Here is a 19,591-nt window from a genome sequence, read left to right on the forward strand (position 1 = left end):
CGCCTTGCCTTGATGTTGATTCTGCTGGATGAGCCGAACGTGCTCATTTTGGACGAGCCGGGCAACGACCTGGATACGGATATGCTTGCCGCGGTGGAGGACTTGCTGGATGCGTGGCCCGGCACGTTGCTGCTGGTCACGCACGATCGCTACCTTATGGAGCGCGTGACCGATCATCAGTTTGCCGTCATCGACGGCAAAATCCGCCATCTGCCGGGCGGGGTCGAGGAATACCTGCGAATGACAGACGGCGGTCCGATCGGCAACGGCGGTGCTCAAGCGTCCAAACAGGCTCCGACTGGCGGCGGGCGCGCATCGGCGAGCGCTGCGGGCCGATCGGACGGGGGCGGGGAGCCTGCTTCGGATTCGGCTTCCGCGGGCGCTTCTCTTTCGGGTGGGGAGATTCGCACGTTGCGCAAGCTGATGCAGTCGAACGAGCGGAAAATGGACACGCTGCGCAGCAAGATCGAAGGAGTGCGAGCGGAGATGTCGACGGCGGACCCCTCCGACTTCATGGCGCTCGGCGATTTGCAGGCGCGCATCAACGATCTGGAGGCGCAGGTGGACGCGCTCGAGGAAGAGTGGCTCGAAGCAGCGGAAAAGCTCGGCGAATAGGGCGCCGGGCCGGAGCCTCGGCAACGGCTCGGGGCTACGCGCAATAAGCGAGGGGCATTGTCGCCCCAAACGAACGCTTTGGCGCTGAAAACCGTCCGTTTGGGGCGACAATGTTCTCCGGCGTGCACCCGCACGGTGCCCGCCTCGGCCGGATGGTTGGGTGGGCTGCAGCGCGATTCCGAAGTGGATGCAAGGGGCGCACCGTGGCTGTCCGGGGTTCGTCTGGCTCGTTTGAAGCGCTATGATACAATGCGCGCATGGGACACGGGGAGGATAGCGTTCGCTCGTCGACGTGCGGGGCTGATCGGTATTTGCATACCGGTTCTCTTCTCGCGTTTAAAGCCACGTATCTAACGGGCTTCGTCCTTGCCTTTCTCGGAATTGGGCTTTACCGACTTTGGTATCAATTCAATTTCTACAATCTTCACTTTTCAGCTGATGTCGGAATGATAACGGTAGGTGCGAACATTGCTCGCGTTGCTGTTATCGCCGTTCTGGTCTTTTTGGTCTACAAGGCGGGCTTTTCGCGGGCGACGCGGGGTGTATTCGTATGGTCGGGTTTTCTTCTCATGACCGCTTCGAGTCTTCTGTACCTGCTTGACTTGTTTTTCGATAGTACGCAGTTCGAGGCGTTGCGCGTGGTGGTCGGCGGCGTTGGGCTGGTTGGCGGTGAAATTCTATGGATATTCTTTTTCGAGCGATTGAGGCCTGGCGAGGTGTTTTTCTATGCTGCCGGAGGGCTGGCCCTTTCATGCGTGCTCTCGTTGTTGATGGGCTACCTGGATGACGTGGTTGCAGGCATGATCAACTTGTTCGTTCCGGCGCTTTCCGTTTTCGCCTATTGGCAGGCTATGTCGGAATTGGATCGACGGGATAGGTTGAACGATCCGCGAGGGCCCTACGTGGTGAACAAGGAGGATTGCCTGTACGAGGAAAAGGATCTTTTAAAAGGTGTTTTGCAAGTTGCCGCAGCCTTTTTTCTGTATGCTTTGCTGCTGGGCATGGCGTTGGGGTATCCGGACGGTCGGCTACGCGAGCTTTCGCAAGCGGTTCGATCGATTCATCAGGTGCTCGTTGTTCTGATAATAGCGGTTGTTGTGTGGTTCGTGCTTGTTCGGGGGCGGGCATTCAAGCTGTCGGGGTACTGGCTGTTCCAAAATGCGCTCATGATGGCGAGCATCTGCTTTCTTATGAGCGGATGGGATGGTTCGGAAGAATCGAGTACGTTTTTGCTGGCGAATGCGGTCACCTGTTTCTACATTCCGCTGGTAGTGTTCATATGCTTTATCGGGCGACACGTCCATTGGCCAACGACGCTGGTATATGCCGCGTTGTACGGAGGGTCGTTGCTGTGCATGGCGGTTGGCCGTTTGATCGTGTACGCGGTGGGTCCAACGCTCGACCATAGTCTTTGGCTGCTCATCGTGATGGCGCTTGTGGTGCTAGTTGAAGCGACGTTGATACTGCGTCCTCACTTCATGGGGGATCACCCCGTTGGGTTCGAGCTTGATCGAATGGCGGAATGTGCGCCGTCCGAGCCTCAGGCGGCGCGCGAGGAAGATACCGTTGGAGCGTTTGCGGCAAATTGCGGATTGAATGAAACAGAATCAGCCATTGTTGCCCTGATTGCGCAAGGACGGAGCCGGAGCTTTATCGCTGAGGAACTGAACTATTCCGAGAATACGATACGAAACTACACGCGCACGGTTTACCGAAAAGCAGGCGTGCACTCTAAGCAGGAGCTTCTTGATAAGGTGTTGGACGGATCTCGCCCTCGGTCTTAAAGCGGCGAGTGCTCGACCTACTTGACGGCCGAGCACTCGTATCGATTGCCGGGTTGCGAATGGGGCTAGGCTCCAAGCGCGTTTCTTGCGGCGTTCGTGCCGGCGGTTCGACCGAACGTGACGCAATCGGCTATAGCGTTTCCTCCCAACCGGTTGCTGCCGTGAATGCCGCCGGTGCATTCTCCGCACGCGAACAGGCCTTCAACCGGAGATCCGGAGGGGGCGAGCGCTCGGGTATCCACGTCGATGCGGACGCCGCCCATAGTGTGATGGACGGTGGGCACCTTGCGGCAGGCGTACCAAGGCCCTTCGGTCAGTTGCTGGTCGGCGGTGTTTGTCGCCTTGAATCCGAAGGGATCCTCGGCTTCTCCGGACACTGTTTTGTTATAGCCGTCGATAGCCTCCTGCAGTTTGACTGCGTCCATTTTGGTTTGGCTGGCCAGGTCTTCAATGGTTTCCCCTTTGACGATGTGGCCGAGGGCGAGCATGTTCTCGATGGTTGCCCCGTTCGCATCAGGTTGCGTTTCCGAAGGATATCGAACTTTGTTAACGACGATCCAGTACGTGGAATCGGGCTGCGCAAAGATGGCCTTGCACAGGGTGTCGCGCTCGGCTCCTTCGTTGACGAAACGTTCGCCGTTTTTGTTCACGAAAATGCGATTGCGTCCTGACGTGCGGATGTCCTCCATAAGCCCGGTGCCTGGCGTGCCGCATGGATGCAGTTGGATATCGGGCAATCCCACCAGTTCTGCGCCGGCCGCTTCGGCCAGCTTGAGGCCTTCGCCTTGCGCGCACGGCTTGATGTTCGTGCAGCCTATGGAGTCATCCAGTTTGACATCGGCCCATACGCCGGTGTTGACGCGCTGGCGATACTCGACGTTTGCTCCGAATCCGCCGGTTGCGATGACGACGGATCGAGCCTGAACCGTGACGGGCTGCTTGCCGCGATGGACGGCCTTCACGCCCGCAACCTTGCCGCCCTCGGTTATGAGCTCCTGTGCTTGCATTTCGTTGAGAAGGGTCAGCTGATCGGGGTGATCTTCGATGAACTTTTGGAAAGACCGAATATACGTGTTGCCCGAAGGGGTTGCGGGATAATGACTGCGTTCTCCCAGGGAGCCGGTCGCCGAGCCTACTTCGGGCTTGAATTCGACGCCGATCGACTCGAGCCAATGGACGGAATCGAGCGCGTTGTCGGTGAGGTATCGGATGAGCTCGGGCGTGCCTTGGCCGTGCCCTCCCTCGTAAGTGACTTCGTAAAACTTTTCAGTCGAATCTTCGATGCCCTGCTTTTGTTGACGCTCGGGGTCTACTGCGTTGAGCGCGCCTTCCGATACGTTTGTAGAGCCTCCGGTGATTCCGCATTTTTCGATGACGACGACTTTTGCTCCCGCTTGTGCTGCCGAAATTGCCGCGGTCAGCCCGGCTCCGCCGCCGCCGATCACGCAGACGTCGGCTGTATAGGAATCTTCGACGATATCTTCCGGCCCGGTGGCTTTCTCTAAATCTTTGGCGGCTCCTGCCTGTCCCGCGCACTCTTTCACTCCTTGTTGCAGGCACATGCTGGACATCGTGGCGCCGGTCACGGAATCCACGTTGAGCGTTTGGTGCTCTATGATTTGGCTTGCCAAGTCCTGAAGAGCCGATGCCCCTACTCCTAGAGATTCCTGGTTCGTGCTGGCATCGATGGCTGTGATTGCGGTGTCGGAAAACGTCACGTCGATGGTGAACGGAGCATTGTGCCCCGTCACTTGGGCGCTGTACGTGCCGGCCGTCCAGCTGCCGCCGCTCTTCCCCCCTGATGCGGGAGCCGTGCAGCCCGCGAGCCCAAGGCTTGTTAGGCCTCCGTACACGCCGAGAAACGCTGCGCCTTGCAAAAACGTTCTTCGACTTATAGAGGAATGCGTTTCCTGTTGGGTCATGATGCCCCTCCTTTCGCCCGTTTGAAAACGGGCTTTACGTGGTCCCTGCATCTTGGGACTCTACGGGCGGGAGGGTGCCACAGGATAGACGCAAAAGGTACTTTGCCCTGTCCAAAACGTACTTTTTGACGAATCTCATTCCTGCAGACGCCGGTTTGCGGTGTGCGGTTCGGTCAGATGGGTCGGCGTGAGCCTTGCGGCGAGGCTGGTCGTGCGACAGCGGCTTGACTTTGCTGTGAGCAGTGAGCGAAGCAGCGGAAAAGCTCGGCGAATAGGGCGCCGGGCTACAACCCCGGCAACAGCCAGGGGCTGCGTGCAATAAGCGAGGGGCATTGTCGCCCCAAACGGACGCTTTGGCGCCGAAAACCGTCCGTTTGGGGCGACAATGTTCTCCGGCGTGCACCCGCGCAGCGGGCGATAATGCCCCCGGTCCCGCGCAGGCGCGGGTCGGCAGCCCCGATCGGGGCTGCCGGGCTATCGCCAGCTGGTTCCCGTGCGGTCGCGATCGCTTGTCGTGGGCTTCGGCGCCGGGGGCGGCACGGGCGCACCGGGCGCGGGCGGCTGCGAGGTCGGGTTCGTCCCGTGCGACCAGGGGTTGTTCTGCTGCTCGTCGGCTTTCGCCACCTTCATCCAAGCGTCCTCTTGGCGCGCCTCGGCAATCCAGTCTTCCTTCGACTTGGTGAACACGCTGCCGATCAGGCAGACGATGCCGCACAGGATGCCGCCCACCACGAACGCGATCCAGCTGATGTAGAACCCGCCTTGGCCGTCTCGGATAGCGTCTTTGAGCGCGCTTTTGTCCAGGCCGTCCCAGGTGCCGATCTGGTCGAACAGCGGAACGAAGCCCCACACCAGAAACACGATAGTAGCCAGCAGCATGATGCACCCGCAGATAACGCCCATGATGCGTTCGGCGCGCACCTGTTCAGGCGTTTTGACGATGGCGGACGGCGGCAGATCGGCTCCCAGGTCTTGACGATGCGCAATGTAGGTAAGCTCGGACAGGTCGTACTTCGACTTTTGCATGCCGGCCCAAATGAGGATCCCCACGGCAAGGGCCATCGCGAACATGAACGGGCCCATGAGAAGCTCTTCCATGTGAATCCCGCGCACGACGTCGAAAGAGGCGTCTTCCGGAGACAGCCCTACCAGGAAAATGACGTCAAGCAGAATGAGCCCTACGCCTCCGGCGATCATGACGGGATAGCGCCGCCCGAATCGCTCGAGCATGTCGGTGGAATAACGCGGCTCGATGGAGGGGTTGCGGCGCTTGAACTCTGCGTGATTCATTCCGCCGACGATGAGAAGCATCACGCCCACGACCACGAACGACAGCAGTGCAACGGTTTGCAGGTTGCTCGGCCATCCGAAGGTCTCCAGCAGCGCGATCACGCCGACGCCTACCAAAATGAGCCCCACGCCCATCGCTATGGACAGGTTGTAGCGGTTCATGTGGCGGTCGTAGCTCTCGGTGTCGTTTTCCTTTACCACGTGCACGCTTCCGCGCATGAGGTCGTCGAGGTTCGTGTGGAACAGGTCGCACAGCGCAAGCAGCTTGTCCATTTCGGGGTAGTTCGTGCCGGCTTCCCATTTCGATACGGTCTGGCGCGATACGCCAAGCTGCTCGGCAAGCCCTTCCTGGGTCACGCCGTAGTGTTGGCGAAGGTAGACAAGGTTGTCGGCGAAGCTCATGTGGTTGGTCCCTTCTGTTTGATCTGATTCATGATACCCGAAGCGCGGCGCCGTGCGCTGGGGTGGCTCGTATGATGCGATTGCGGGCTTGCCCGTTCCATCACTTTGGCGTTGCGTTTTGCTATTTTTTGCGCGCGCTCAGGTTGCGTGAGCTGTGACCAGGTATTTTGTGTGCTAGGTGTCCGTCTTGTCATCCTGCGAGACTGAAGAGTCTGCTTGCGGCATTTTGCGATGCGCCTCTTGTTGCGTCGCAGGATGCCGCGGAGGGGCTTGCGCTGCTGTGCGAACGTCTGCGAACTCGGGGTCTGTCAAGTCTGGCCGCGCATCGGATTTGGCTCAAAATTGCGGACCTGCGCTCTTCGAGAAGAGCTTCTGCCGAGTATCGAATTTGTTGCACCATAATGAACTGGGCAGTTGATGCAACCGCTCAAAGCAATTGCGAATGATGGGTTGGTTGAGAAGCGCAGACCTGCAATTTTGAGCCGTGGACGGGCGCTCGGCGCGCATCGAAGGGCTGGCGGGTCGAAGGTGCTTCGACAAAGAAAGCGTCCCTTTCGAAACGACGGGCCGCCTGCAAAACGAGACGCCGTACCCGTTCGCGCCTTGCGTCCCGCGTCCTGCGCCTTGCGCCCTTGCCCTGAACCTTGCGCCCTGTGCTTCACGTCAACGGCTTGCAAACTCTTCGCGGAGAAACAGTGGCGCGCGAAAACGGGCTTTACAATGAGGGGAGAACATACGAGAGCACACGGAAAAGAAGCGGGCTCGCGGGGAGTCCGCGAAGGAGGCAAACATGATCAAGCTTATCGCCAGCGACATGGACGGCACGTTCCTCGATGGAAGCGAGCGGGTGCCCGAAGGGTCGTACGATCTCATTTTGCGCCTGCGCGACGCGGGCATTCAGTTCGTCGCTTCGTCGGGTCGGCGCTTCGATACGCTGCATGAGTTGTTCGAGCCGGTGGCCGACTGCATGGACTTCGTGGCATCGAACGGCGCGCAGGTTATCGTTGGGGGCGAGTTGGTCGACTTAGAGGTGTTCTCGCATGCCGCCGTGCGCCGATTGGCTCGCATCGTGGACCTGTTCGACACCATGCACCTGGCCCTGTTCGACGAAACCAGCAGCTACCTGCTTGACGACGAAGCGCGCTTCGAGCGCGAGGTGGACAAGAACCTGCCGAACCCGACGCGCGTATTGGCCGTGCCTTCCCCCACGACGAGCATCCTGAAGGCTTCGGTGTACTGCGACGAGGACGTGATGGATATGGCGTACATCCTCACGCGCGAGCTTGACGACGACTTCGTGTTCGCTCCGTCGGGGCGCAAGTGGATCGACGTCATGCAACGCGGCGTGAGCAAGGCGACGGGCATCCAGCAAGTGCTCGACGCGCACGGGCTTGCGGCGAACCAGATGATGGCGTTCGGCGATTCCATGAACGACTACGAGATTCTTCGCATGGCAGGTCAAAGCGTAGCCATGGGCAACGGTCGTTCCGCCATCAAGCAGATTGCGTCGAAAATCATCGGTCCGAACGTCGACAACAGCGTGCAGAAGGAACTGCGCGGGCTGCTGGAGGGCGCACGCAGCTAGCGGGAGCGGGCGGCGGCCGTCGACGAAGCGCGGCGTCTACAGCTCGGCTTGCGCGGAGCTGCTCACCCGCGCTTCGGGATCGCTGAACGTTTCGCGGTCGAGCTTGCCCACGGCGTTTGACGCGGTCACGCCGGCAACCATGGAATCGCTCACGTTGAGCGCGGTTCGCCCCATGTCGATCAGCGGCTCGACCGACGCCAGCAGGCCCACGATCTCGATGGGCAGCCCCATGGTTCCCAAAACGATGAGCGAGGCGAACGTTGCGCCGCCGCCCACGCCCGCTACGCCGAACGAGCTGATGACCACCACGGCTATCAAGCCGATGATGAACGTGGGCGAGAACACGTCGATGCCCACCGTGGGCGCGATGATGGTGGCCAACATGGCCGGATAGATGCCCGCGCATCCGTTTTGGCCGATGGACAGCCCGAAACTGCCGGAGAAGTTGGCCGTGGCGGAATCCACGCCCAGCGCGCGCGTCTGCGTTTCTATGTTGAGGGGCAGCGCTCCGGCGCTTGTGCGCGCCACGAAGGCGAAGCTCAGAACTGGGAAGGCCTTCTTCAGGTACATGAGGGGGCTGGTGCGGTTCGCCAGCAGGATCAGGCAGTGCACTGCGAACATGAACGCGATGGCCGCGTAGGATACCAGCACGAATTTTCCCAGATCAAGGATGGCGTTGTAGTCGCTCGTGGCCATGACGTGCGCGATGAGCGCCATCACGCCGTAAGGCGCAAGCCCCAGCACCATGGACACGATGCGCATGACGATGCCGTACAGGCTGTCGATCAGCTGCTTGAAAAACGATGCCTGGCCGGAGTCCTTGTCGCGCAGCTTGAGGTAGGCGATGCCGACGATGGCGGAGAAGATCACAACCGCGATAGTGGAGGTGGAGCGGGTGCCGGCCAAGTCCGCGAAGATGTTCGTGGGGATGAACGAGAGGATTTCCTGCGGCAGGGTGAGGTTCGCCACCTGCTCCTGGCGGCCTTGCAGCACGTCCATTTTCGCGGCGTCGACGCTTCCGCTGGTGAAGCTGGCTCCGGCAAGCCCCGTGAACGCGACCGACGCCCAACCGACTAAGGCCGATATCGCCACGGTTCCCAGCAGCACGGCCAGCACGATAGCGCCGATGCGACCGAGGTTCAGCGTGTCTTCGGTGCGGGTGAACGCGCCCACGATAGCCACGAACACAAGCGGCATGACGAGCATCTTCAAAAGCCCGATGTAGCCCTGCCCGACGATCGACATCCAGTCGAGCGCCACGGTGGCCGCTTCCGCTCCTCGGCCTGCGCCAAGCTGGATGCCGATGCCCAGCACGATGCCCATGCCTAAGGCGGCGAACACGCGCGGCGTGAATGCGACGCCTTTGCTTTTCAGGACCTTGAGTGCTGCCAAAAGCGCGACGAACGCGCCGAGGATGATGAAGGTTGACACTGCTGATTCTGCGGACACGAGGACTCCCTTGCTGAGGGCCGCGCGCCGCACGGCCGATTGCGCGTAATTGTTTGCGTCATGCTAGCATACGCGGTCGGGTTGCGGCGCGCGTTTTTTGTCTACCGCTTGTTGAACGGCGTCAGCGTAGCCGGAAGGCCGCCGTCCATGATCAGCTTCGGCTCGCCTTCGATGAGCGGGCGGAAATAGGCGATCGCTTCGTCGGTGATGCCCTGGTAGTCCGGGCGGATCCATGCGGCGGGGAACTGCTTCACGAAGTTCGCGAACTCGCTGGCGGGACCGGCGAAAAACTCGGCATCGTAGCGACCCTCTGCTGCCGCCGCGGCGTTGCGGCGCACGCCCACCACCTGGCCGGTGAACGCGGGGTCGGCGCTGCGCATGTGCGCGCTCAATCCCAGGTCATAGGCTTCGTTCACGTCGACAAGGCTTTGGGCGAAGTTGCTCGACCGCGCGGCGCGCGACAGATCCTGCACCACGCCGCGCGGGACGATGCCCGCATCGACGATCATCTGCTTGAGCGTAGCTGCGGCTCCGCCCAGCACCGCGTGCGCAAAGCCGTCGTTGGCCGCTTCTCCGGCCGACAGGTAGGCGCCGTTGGCGTAGCGAGCGCCTTCGGATGCGACGATGTAGCATTCGCCCTTCTGGTCGAACTTCTTCTGCACCTCGGCCAAGAACGCATCCTTGTTGAACGGCGTTTCCGGCAAGATCAGCAGGTCGACGTCGCCGGTGACGCAGGTGCTTGCGGCCAGCCAGCCCGCATCACGTCCCATGACCTCGAGGACGAACACCTCCGGGCGGGTGTACGCGGCGTAATCCAAATACGTTGCATGCGTGATTTGGCAGGCGACCTTCGCCGCGCTGGGGAAACCGGGGCAGTGGTCCACGGGAACCAGGTCGTTGTCGACGGTTTTGGGTATGCCGATGAAACGCTTGCTGGGCGCGTGCTCCTGCGCCCACGATGCCAACGCGTCCACCGTGTCCATGGAGTCGTTGCCGCCGATGTAGAACATGGTGCTGATGTCGTGCGCGTCCATGACGTCGACGAGGCGGCGGTAATCGGCGTCGTTGCCGCGCTTGAGCTTGTAGCGACACGTGCCAAGCGCCGACGAGGGGGTTTGCTTGAGAACGTCGATATCTCGGCTGGGCAGATCGGTCAGGTCGTAGAGCTTGCCCGCGAGCGTGCCCTCGATGCCGTGCAGGCCGCCGAACACGCGGTTGTACACGGGGTTCAGCTGGTTGGCGCGAACGACGCCGGCCAAGCTGGCGTTGATGACGGCGGTGGGCCCGCCGGATTGCGCGACAAGACAATTCGCCATGATGCATGCTCCTGTTCTGCGGTGGTGCGGACGTGCGCCCCCGGCCGGTGCGCGGGGTAGCGTCCTATTATGATCGCACGGAACCGAAGCGGCTCCATTTCCTTGCGCTTTCCACGAGCAACGATTTTCGCGGCCGGGCGAGCGGCGGCGCGGGCTGCGAAACGCGGCGGCTCGGCAGCGGCGCGGCGCGGGCCGGCGGCGTTTCGCGGCGGGCCGGCGGGCGTGCCGCCAGGCGAACATGCGGGCAGCCGCATGCCCTCGCGGGACGCTCTCGCCCGTCTGTCCGTCCGTCCGGCCCTGCGCTACTTCGATCCTCGTAGCTGCACGGCAGGCACATGTGCGCGCAGCTCGGGCAGGAGCGCTTCAAGTTCGTCGACGTCCCATGCATGGAAACGCCCCGGGCCCGCAAGAACGCTTTCCGCGTCCAGGTAGTTTTGCAGGAACCAGCGGGGAGCGCCCTCGATCCAGCAAGCGATAGCGAGCAGATCGTCGGCCGCGTGCAGCTCCCGCATCACCGTGGTGCGAAACTCGAAGGGCACGTGCCCTTCCATCAAGAACTCGATCGAGGTCTGCACGGGCGCAAGGTCGAAGCCCGGCACGCCCACGGTTTCCGCATACCGGTACGGTGCGTTCTTCACGTCCATGGCCACGTAATCCACAAGATCGGCCTGGACGAGGGCGCGCAGTCGATCGGGAAAACTGCCGTTGGTGTCCAGCTTCGTGGCGAATCCCCGATCGCGCACGCGCGACAGGAAATCTTCGATGCCTGGCTGCAAAAGCGGCTCGCCGCCCGTGACGCACACGCCGTCGAGCAGTCCTTGGCGCTTGTCCAAAAATGCGAAGAGCTCGTCGAGGGAAACGGCGTCGGGCGTGCGCGCTGCGCCGATCACCAGGTCGGCGTTGTGGCAGAACGGGCAACGGTAGTTGCACCCTGGAGTGAACACGGTGGCGGCCGTTTTGCCGGGGAAGTCCAGCAGCGTGAGCTTCTGCAATCCTGCGATGCGCATGGGCTAGCGCGCCTGTTCCGCATGGGGGCTGGCGGGCGCGGCGCCCGATGGGGGAAGGGGCTGGGCTTTGCCGGTCACGCGCCGGATGTCCAACGCCCACACCGAAGTGTTCGGCCCCTCGCAGCGCATGGCTTCGCCGATGTGCGCTTTGGCCTCGGGCACGTACTTCGTGCACAGATCCACCAACGCGCGCTTGAACTCGACCCCCGGCTCCACTTCGCGCATGGATCCGAACGCCATGGCGGACCGGTAGTACGTGGAGAAATCGCCGTTCGCGAAAAACGGAACCACGTCGGTTACGGCGGTGGCGCATGCGCGTGCGTCGCTCCGGAAGCAGTCGAACTTGAGGCCGCCCTGGTTCGTGGCGTGCACGTAGAGCGTGCTTCCGCGGCGCACGAACGAAAGCGGCACGCCGTAGGGGGCGCCCTCTTCGTCGACGGTCGACAGCGTGACGAACGCCGCATCGTCGAGCACGGCGAGCGCTTCGTCGGGGGAGAGGGCGCGGTCGGAGCGCCGCATGGGATGATCGATCATAAAGGCTCCTTCGCTTGGGCCGGGCCCCGCGTCAAAAGGGATGCGGATCGCCTTCATCATAGACCGCCGCTTCCTTGGACGCAAATGCCGCGAGCTTCTTTCCGCTTGCCGAAATCCACGATGTCTGCGGAGTTGTGTTTTTTGCCGCCGGCGTTGGCATTTGGGGCAGTTTGTTCTATTTTTGCAGGTCGCTTTTCATAGAACGCCAAAATGCCCATTTCTAAAACCCCAGGTGGAAAACCACAATATATTGATGCGCACTATAGTTCTGTATTCAACATATTGGTGACCCCCATTGACGATGGCAATTCTCGCGGGTATGGTGAAGCGGTTACCCGATACCCGACGCCTTATTCTTACCGGCTCCGAAATCAGCCCCTCCAAAGGCCTCGCGGACCGATCGAAGCAGATACGAAACGTACAGCAAAAGGAGCAGAGCATGTACCAGGTTCAAAAGCGTGACGGCATGATCGCGGAATTCGACATTGCCAAGATTTCGTCTGCAATCGCCAAGGCTTTCGATGCGCTGGAGAAGCAGTACCATCCGTCTACCATCGACCTGCTGGCCCTCAACGTGACCGCTCATTTCGAGCCGAAGATCAAAGACGGCATCATTTCGGTCGAAGACGTTCAGGACAGCGTGGAGGAGGTTCTTTCCACCGCCGGGTACGCCGACGTGGCGAAGTCCTACATCCTGTACCGTCGTCAGCGCGAGAAGGTGCGCAACGCCAACGCCACGCTTCTTGACTACAAGGACCTGGTCGATCAGTACGTGAAGGTGGAAGACTGGCGCGTGAAGGAGAACTCCACGGTCACGTATTCCGTCGGCGGCCTGATCCTGTCCAACTCGGGCGCCATCACGGCGAATTACTGGCTGTCGGAGATTTACGACGACGAGGTGGCGAACGCCCATCGCAACGCCGAGATCCATCTGCACGACCTGTCCATGCTGACCGGCTACTGCGCCGGCTGGTCGCTCAAGCAGCTTATTCAGGAGGGCCTTGGCGGCGTGCCCGGCAAGATCACGTCGAAGCCGGCCAGCCACTTGTCCAGCCTGTGCAACCAGATGGTGAACTTTTTGGGCATCATGCAGAACGAATGGGCGGGCGCCCAGGCGTTCTCCAGTTTCGACACCTACTTGGCTCCGTTCGTGAAGGCCGACGACCTGACGTACGAAGAGACGAAGCAGTGCGTCGAGTCGTTCGTGTTCGGCGTGAACACGCCGTCGCGCTGGGGCACGCAGGCCCCGTTCAGCAACATCACGCTGGATTGGGTGTGCCCTGCCGACCTGCGCGATCAGCCGGCCATTGTGGGCGGGCGCGAGCAGGCGTTCACGTACGGCGATTGCCAGCACGAGATGGACCTGGTCAACAAGGCGTTCATCGAGATCATGATCGAGGGCGATGCGAACGGCCGCGGCTTCCAGTACCCCATTCCCACCTATTCCATCACGCGGGACTTCGACTGGAGCGATACCGAGAACAACCGGCTGCTGTTCGAGATGACGTCGAAGTACGGCACGCCCTATTTCAGCAACTACATCAACTCGGACATGGAGCCGTCCGACGTGCGCTCCATGTGCTGCCGTCTGCGCCTTGACCTGCGCGAGCTGCGGAAGAAGTCCGGCGGCTTCTTCGGGTCGGGCGAGTCTACGGGCTCCATCGGCGTGGTGACCATCAACATGCCCCGCATCGCCTACCTGGCAACCGACGAAGCCGATTTCTACCGCCGCCTCGATCACCTCATGGACGTTTCCGCGCGCTCGCTGCACACCAAGCGCCAGGTCATCGCCAAGCTGCTGGACGCGGGCCTGTATCCGTACACGAAGCGCTACCTGGGCACGTTCGAGAACCACTTCAGCACCATCGGATTGGTGGGCATGAACGAGGCGTGCCTGAACGCCGCATGGCTGCGCGCCGACATGACGCAGGGTCCCGCCCAAGCGTTCACGAAGGACGTGCTCAACCACATGCGCGACCGTCTGGCCGATTACCAGGAGAAATACGGGGACCTGTACAACTTGGAGGCAACGCCTGCCGAGTCCACCACGTATCGATTCGCCAAGCACGACAAGGCTCGCTTCCCCGAGATCATCACGGCGAACGACCAGGGTACGCCGTACTACACGAACTCGTCGCACTTGCCGGTCAACTTCTCCGAGGATATCTTCAGCGCGCTTGACGTGCAGGACGAATTGCAGACGCTGTACACGTCGGGAACCGTGTTCCATGCGTTTTTGGGCGAGAAGCTGCCCGACTGGCAGAGCACGGCCACGCTGGTGCGCAAGATCGCGCAGAACTACAAGCTGCCGTATTACACCATGTCGCCGACGTATTCCGTGTGCAAGAACCACGGCTACATTGCGGGCGAGGTGTACGAATGCCCGTGCTGCCACGAGGAAACGGAAGTGTACTCACGCATCACCGGCTACTATCGCCCGGTGAAGAACTGGAACGACGGCAAGGCGCAGGAGTTTGCTGATCGCGTCGAGTACGACTTGGGTCATTCCCGCCTGACGCACCAGGGCGTGCAGATGACGGCGGCGGCCGAGAAGGCGGGCCAGGCAGGGTCGCATGTGACGGTGGCGGACGTTGCGCCCCGGGCTGCAGCGGCGGATGTCGCAAGTATTGAGACGGTTCCGACCGCGCCGGCGCATAGCTCGTTGCCCGCGGGCTTGTACCTGGTTGCCACGCGCACGTGCCCGAACTGCAAGTTCGCCGCGGCGCAGATGGACGAAGCCGGCATCGTGCACGAAGAACTGCTGGCCGAGGAGAACGCGGAGCTTGCGCAGCGGTACCGCATCATGCAGGCGCCGACGTTGCTGGAGGTTGCGGCCGACGGGTCCGTGGACGTTGTCGCGGGAGCCGCCTCGGTGTTCCAGCGCATCAACGCTATGAAGGCCCAGGTGCCGGCGTAGCGTTCCCAAGCTGATTCCCGGCGGGTTCGCCGGTTCGAGGAAAGGGCGCACGGCAAGCATACACGTGCAACGCAGCGGCATATTCGCAGCATGCGCCCAGCAAGTCGAAAGGGCCCGGATCGGATCGATCCGGGCCCTTTTGGTGCGCGGGGTTCGGGAGATCAAGAGATCTCTTCGAGCGTGTACAGCACAGGGAATCGAGGTGTATTGGCTTCGCTGGCAGCCCTTCGGGACTCAAGGTACTCGCTGTATGCCTGCTCGAAATTGTCTACGGGGGCCAGCCGGTACGTTTTGCTCTGGGTGCTGCCATCGGTGAATGTTGCAGTAAGTATGAGTTTTGCTTTCGAGATCACCGTAGCGTCGTGGAGGGCGAGTGCCAGGTCCAGTGTTTCCCGCGCTTTAACGGACGCAACGCGTTGATCTTCGGGTATAAACCCTCCCGAGTATGTGTTTTGCGAAGTGACGGCCTTGCACTCGTTCCATGCGTCGATCAATGCGCCATCGAGCGTGTAATTCAGGTATATTTCATGATGGAGGCTGTCGGTGGAACTCATGTCCTGGTTTTCATACGAGATCGTAAACTCGCTCGACTGATCATTGGTTGCCATGACGGTACCGATGTCGGGTTTTGCTTCATGGGCCGCTTCGGTTAGCTGCCAGTTGTTGAAAGACACGCCCTCGCCTTCAATCCGGTACGTCAGGGATGCTATATTGGAACCCGTGCAGGTGAGGTTGAGGTTGTACGAGCGGGATGAATCGATATCTCCTGTATATGAATCGATATCTGCATCGTAGCGTGGGCCTACCGATGCTCGAACAGGAAAGAAGTCTTCAAAATCAAGAGCGACGGGTCCTTTCTGCAATGCGCCACCCTCGTCGGCAAACGCCGCCATCTGGAAATAGTTTTCCGATGCGCTGCGTTGCGCATCTTCGATTGGATCGTGTTGCGCGACGAGCGGGCCGATTGCCATGATGCCGACGCCAGCGACAAGTGCGAAACATGCTGCGATCGCCAAGTTTTTCATTCGAGACCGCTTGGCGGCGAACGCTCGTGGAACGGGGGCTTTGTTTGCCGCAGCGTGTGGCGTTGGTTGCGGATGCTCGTCTTCCGGGGTTGCTTGCGCGCGAATGGCGGCGGCTTCGGCTAGGACGTCACATTGCAGATGAACGGGCGCATGGGCTTTCTTCATCATCGAACGGTAGTCGTCGAGGTTCGGTTGCTTTCGGCTCGCGGTCATAGGGGGCCTCCTTTCTGGGACCGGTGCGGTTCGAGGAGTTGTTTGCGGGTGGGCTGACGAGCGGTGCGTCATGGGGTTCCAGACGATCCTTTATTTGCTGGCGAGCACGGTGCAGACGCGTGCGCACGGTGGCTGGCTGACATTGCATGATGTGCGCTATCTCGTCGGTTGAGTATCCTTCGACGTAAAACAGGTGTACTGCAATCCGCAAGTTCTCGGGCAGCGCGCCTACCACGTCCCATATTTCGGCGCGAAACGCGCTCGGCGCAGCTGTGTCGGCGTGTTCTTGCTCGAACGGTCCCGTTCGGCGTTTCCATGCGGTGCGTGCGAGGTCGCGGCATCGGTTGATGGTCACGCGCAGCAGCCAGGCTTTCAGGTGCTCGTCATTTGAGAACGCGGTTGTGTCTTTGAGCAGGCGCAAGAACACATCTTGGTAGATGTCGTCTGCATCGACGGGCGATCCTGTTTGTGCGAGTCCGACGCGGTAGGCTGCATCGCCGAACAACTGCATGGCTCGTGTCAGGAATGCGTCGGATCGCAGCGCTTTGTCCGAAGATCGTGCATCGTTGGCAGTGGGCTGGGGGTTGTCCTTGTTTTCTTGGGTGGATCGTTTTCCTATTTGCATCAATTCACCTCCTTGTCGATAATACGGCGCAGGGGCGCTTATTGTTCCAAAGGCTTTGTTTTATGCGCCTCTCTTTGCTTGTTTGCCCCAAGCCAAGCGCTAGGCAATCTCCCGGTCTTTTCTTTGACCGGGAGATTGCCGTAATGATTCCGAAAGTAAGAGTGCAGAAGATCGATTCAGATCCTTTTGCCTGCGTTCAGGGCTCGGGGCTACGACGCGTCTACTTCGGTGATGGTGTACAACCGGGGCATGTCGGGGCGGGTGATCCCGTTCGAATTCCCCTGCTCGCGTTCCTGCTTGGCGGCCTCGTTTCGCGCGTCCCAAAAGGTTGAATATGCTTCGGCAAAGGTGTCGATGGGCGCGATGACGTATGTTTTCGATTGGGATGTGCCGTCGGAGAACGTGGCGGTTACGGTAAGGCGCGACGCGCTGATCTCGCGCGCGGCGCCGGTTTCTACGGCCGTATCGAGAAGCTTGGCTAGATCGTCGGTGTGCTCTATCGTGGTGATGTGGTGCATGGCGTCGATGGCGTCTTGCGGCAAGGGGAATCCTACGTACAGGTGGACGATCTGATTCTTGTAGAGGTGCTTGAACTCTCCGTTGGGATCCCATTGTTCGTCGTATCCTACGGTGAACGACTTCCGGTAATGGAATGCCTTTCCGTCCCCTTCTCGTTCTTCAAGCGGGATGGATGACATGGTTGGATCGAGGAATTCGAAATACGAACGATCTCCTTCTATTTCGTACGTGAGGGATTCAATGTTCTGTCCGGAGCACTTGAGGTTGAAGGCGAACTTGTAGCCGGCCCATTCGGGTCCCCAGAACGTGCCGTCTGCTGGGTTGTACCAAGACCCGCTGTAGCCCCCGCCGCCGCGAAATAAAGACGAGTTTAAAAGCACTGTGTCTCCTCCTTCGGAGCCTTCGGCCGCGTATGCTTCGAGCGTGAACGAGTTGGGCTTGTCGGACAGCTGGTTGAACGAGAATAGCTGCTCGGGAAGCTCGACCATTCCGCTGGCGAATGCGACGCCGGTGGTAAGGGCCACTGCGCAGAATGCTGCCACGGCGGCCTTGAACGCGAAGCTCGGCTGCGTTCGACGAGCCCTTGGGCGCGGTCGCGGTTTCGGGCCGGTTTCCGCAGCGTGCTCCTTTCGTACCTCTCGCATCACGCGAGCGTGCACGCGATCGGGGAGCTCAACGTCGTTCATCAGCGAGCGATACTCGTCCCAGTTCGATTGCTTCACGTTCCGCCTCCTGTTCCAGATCGAGTTTGAGCCGTTTGCGCGCGCGATGCAGGCGCGTGCGTATGGTGGCTGGCTTGCAGTCCAGCATGCGGGCGATGTCTTCGAGGGAGTATCCCTCGTAATAGTGCAGGTGCACGATAAGACGCAGATTCTCGGGCAGACGTCCGACGGCCGCCCATGTTTCGCTTGCGAACAGCTCCTGCTCGGGCGCTTCGAGGCTTGTGAACGCGGGGTCGTCGGAATCCGTGGCGAACACGCGCCGCCGCCAGGCGGAACGGCGAAGTTCCCGGCACCGGTTGATGGTGACCCGGATGAGCCAGGCTTTCAGGTGCTCGTCGCTGCGAAAACAGGTGTTGTCTTTGAATAGCTTCAAGAACACGTCTTGCACCACGTCGTCGGCATCGCAGGTTGAGCGCGTCTGGCTGAGCGCAAGGCGATACGCCATGGGCCCCCATGCGCCCATGGCACGCTCCATAAACGATTCCGATCGGCAGTTCTCATCCATCCGCATCACCTTTCTATGGTTCTAACATGCGACAGGATGGCAAAACGTTTCAACCGGTTGAGAATTCGGCGAGATTCTTATAGCTTGCTGCGGAATGAGGCGAAGGGGCGCTTGCAGCGGCCCGATTCCAGTGCCGGGGCGCGTGACGCTCTCTCCGCTGTCAAAACGGACGAGTTTTGCGGCGGTTTTCCGCCCTTTCGGGGCGACCCGGCTGCGGGCGTTTTGCAACATGCCAGGTCAGAAGCTTGTCGCCGGCCATTATCCTGATTCGAGGACCAGCAAAACTCGTCCGTTTTGACAGCGGCAGCGGCCACGACGGCGAATGCGGGCGTCGCGCAACGGTTCGCGCGGCCCCGACGGCGAGCGTGCCCGCCGCGCAGCGGCTTGCAACGGTTCGGGCGACCTGCAACGGCAGGGCGGCCTCCTGCCCCGTTGTCGCCGCGCGTGAAAAGAGCCGGCGCCTTTTGCGGGCTCCGACTCCAAAGGAAGGGACTGTCGACGCAGCTCAAGCGCGTCGACCTGATGATGGGGGAGGGGCTACTCCACGCCCACCATAACGTCGGTGGACTTCACGATGGCAAGCGCCTCGCCGCCTTCTGCCAGCCCCAGCTCTTCAATAGCCTCGTTGGTGATGGAACCCTTGATGAGGGAACCCTCGGCGGTTTTCAACGCCACTTGGCCGTTGACGGCGCCCTTTTTCACGGATGCGATGGTTCCGGGAATTTGATTGCGGGCGGAGATGCCTGCGATGCGCTTGGTTCCGGCAGCGAACATGACGTTGCTGGCCTTGATGATAGCCGTGGCGCTCATGCCCTCGGCAAGCCCCAGGTCGGCGATGGCCTCCATGGTGATGTCGGCTTTGACTACGGTGGATCCCAAGTTGATGGACACCACGCCGTTGACGGCCCCTTCGGTTATTCCCGAAACGGTGCCTTTAAGCTGGTTGCGAGCGGAAATCTTCATGTGCGATTCCTTTCGTTGGGGCCTCCGGTATGTCGGAGGCCGATTGGGTATGGCCGCAGTATCGCAGCACCCGACGGTTTCGTGAAGAAATCGGGCGGAATCGTCTCCCATTTGTATTCTTGACCGGCTTTTGCGGGCGGTATTCGGGGCGCCCGGTCACCGTGTCTCGCTTTCGACCTGCGGTCGGCGCTTGCGGCA

Annotated in this window: 14 protein-coding genes and 1 pseudogene; 4 read left to right on the plus strand and 11 right to left on the minus strand. The window is 60.8% G+C overall.

Features of this window, described 5'->3' with window-relative positions:
- A pseudogene (locus ACMNI9_RS06315) lies at positions 1-615 on the plus strand (ABC transporter ATP-binding protein); the annotation flags it as partial.
- Between the two features lie 311 nt (positions 616-926).
- Complete coding sequence (locus ACMNI9_RS06320; protein ID WP_231088261.1) at positions 927-2,399, plus strand: helix-turn-helix transcriptional regulator; 1,473 nt, start codon at positions 927-929, stop codon at positions 2,397-2,399.
- 65 nt (positions 2,400-2,464) lie between these two features.
- Here the strand turns inward: ACMNI9_RS06320 and ACMNI9_RS06325 are convergent, their stop codons facing one another.
- Complete coding sequence (locus tag ACMNI9_RS06325; protein WP_418831277.1) at positions 2,465-4,321, minus strand: flavocytochrome c; 1,857 nt, start codon at positions 4,319-4,321, stop codon at positions 2,465-2,467.
- 474 nt (positions 4,322-4,795) lie between these two features.
- A complete protein-coding gene (locus tag ACMNI9_RS06330; protein ID WP_418831278.1) occupies positions 4,796-6,013 on the minus strand; it encodes a helix-turn-helix domain-containing protein in 1,218 nt (405 codons plus the stop codon).
- Positions 6,014-6,803: 790 nt separating this feature from the next.
- On the opposite strand from ACMNI9_RS06330, the gene ACMNI9_RS06335 reads away from it, so the two are divergent.
- Positions 6,804-7,598, plus strand: coding sequence for a Cof-type HAD-IIB family hydrolase (locus ACMNI9_RS06335; RefSeq protein WP_114567368.1), 795 nt, complete (start codon positions 6,804-6,806; stop codon positions 7,596-7,598).
- Positions 7,599-7,634: 36 nt separating this feature from the next.
- On the opposite strand, the gene ACMNI9_RS06340 is transcribed toward ACMNI9_RS06335, so the two are convergent.
- From ACMNI9_RS06340 to ACMNI9_RS06355, 4 genes are all read right to left on the minus strand, one after another.
- Positions 7,635-9,047 (minus strand): L-cystine transporter, encoded by a 1,413-nt coding sequence (locus ACMNI9_RS06340; protein WP_418831279.1) that lies wholly within the window; start codon positions 9,045-9,047, stop codon positions 7,635-7,637.
- 101 nt (positions 9,048-9,148) lie between these two features.
- Positions 9,149-10,363: a diphosphate--fructose-6-phosphate 1-phosphotransferase gene (locus tag ACMNI9_RS06345; RefSeq protein WP_216529406.1), complete on the minus strand. Its 1,215-nt coding sequence runs from the start codon at positions 10,361-10,363 to the stop codon at positions 9,149-9,151.
- 302 nt (positions 10,364-10,665) lie between these two features.
- Entirely contained in the window at positions 10,666-11,370 is a 705-nt protein-coding gene (locus ACMNI9_RS06350; protein ID WP_418831280.1) for an anaerobic ribonucleoside-triphosphate reductase activating protein, read from the minus strand.
- 3 nt (positions 11,371-11,373) lie between these two features.
- Positions 11,374-11,904 (minus strand): pyridoxamine 5'-phosphate oxidase family protein, encoded by a 531-nt coding sequence (locus ACMNI9_RS06355; RefSeq protein WP_418831281.1) that lies wholly within the window; start codon positions 11,902-11,904, stop codon positions 11,374-11,376.
- A gap of 439 nt (positions 11,905-12,343) precedes the next feature.
- Here ACMNI9_RS06355 and ACMNI9_RS06360 point away from each other — a divergent pair, with 439 nt between their 5' ends.
- Complete coding sequence (locus tag ACMNI9_RS06360; protein ID WP_418831282.1) at positions 12,344-14,821, plus strand: ribonucleoside triphosphate reductase; 2,478 nt, start codon at positions 12,344-12,346, stop codon at positions 14,819-14,821.
- Positions 14,822-14,982: 161 nt separating this feature from the next.
- Here ACMNI9_RS06360 and ACMNI9_RS06365 read toward each other — a convergent pair whose 3' ends face one another.
- The 5 genes from ACMNI9_RS06365 to ACMNI9_RS06385 form a co-directional block, all read right to left on the minus strand.
- Entirely contained in the window at positions 14,983-16,059 is a 1,077-nt protein-coding gene (locus tag ACMNI9_RS06365) for a hypothetical protein (RefSeq protein ID WP_418831283.1), read from the minus strand.
- The gene (locus ACMNI9_RS06370; RefSeq protein ID WP_231088263.1) at positions 15,974-16,684 is read right to left on the minus strand and encodes an RNA polymerase sigma factor; all 711 of its coding nucleotides are present in this window, start codon (positions 16,682-16,684) and stop codon (positions 15,974-15,976) included. The genes ACMNI9_RS06365 and ACMNI9_RS06370 overlap by 86 nt, the downstream gene beginning before the upstream one ends.
- A gap of 209 nt (positions 16,685-16,893) precedes the next feature.
- Positions 16,894-17,745 carry a hypothetical protein gene (locus ACMNI9_RS06375; RefSeq protein ID WP_418831284.1) on the minus strand — a complete coding sequence of 284 codons (852 nt, stop codon included), beginning with the start codon at positions 17,743-17,745 and terminating at the stop codon, positions 16,894-16,896.
- 130 nt (positions 17,746-17,875) lie between these two features.
- Positions 17,876-18,430: an RNA polymerase sigma factor gene (locus ACMNI9_RS06380; RefSeq protein WP_114567361.1), complete on the minus strand. Its 555-nt coding sequence runs from the start codon at positions 18,428-18,430 to the stop codon at positions 17,876-17,878.
- A gap of 537 nt (positions 18,431-18,967) precedes the next feature.
- The gene (locus ACMNI9_RS06385) at positions 18,968-19,393 is read right to left on the minus strand and encodes a TOBE domain-containing protein (protein WP_216529970.1); all 426 of its coding nucleotides are present in this window, start codon (positions 19,391-19,393) and stop codon (positions 18,968-18,970) included.
- Between the last annotated feature and the right edge of the window lie 198 nt (positions 19,394-19,591).

Origin of the sequence: Paraeggerthella sp., from assembly GCF_048427265.1 — a bacterium.
GTDB lineage: Bacteria > Actinomycetota > Coriobacteriia > Coriobacteriales > Eggerthellaceae > Paraeggerthella > Paraeggerthella hominis.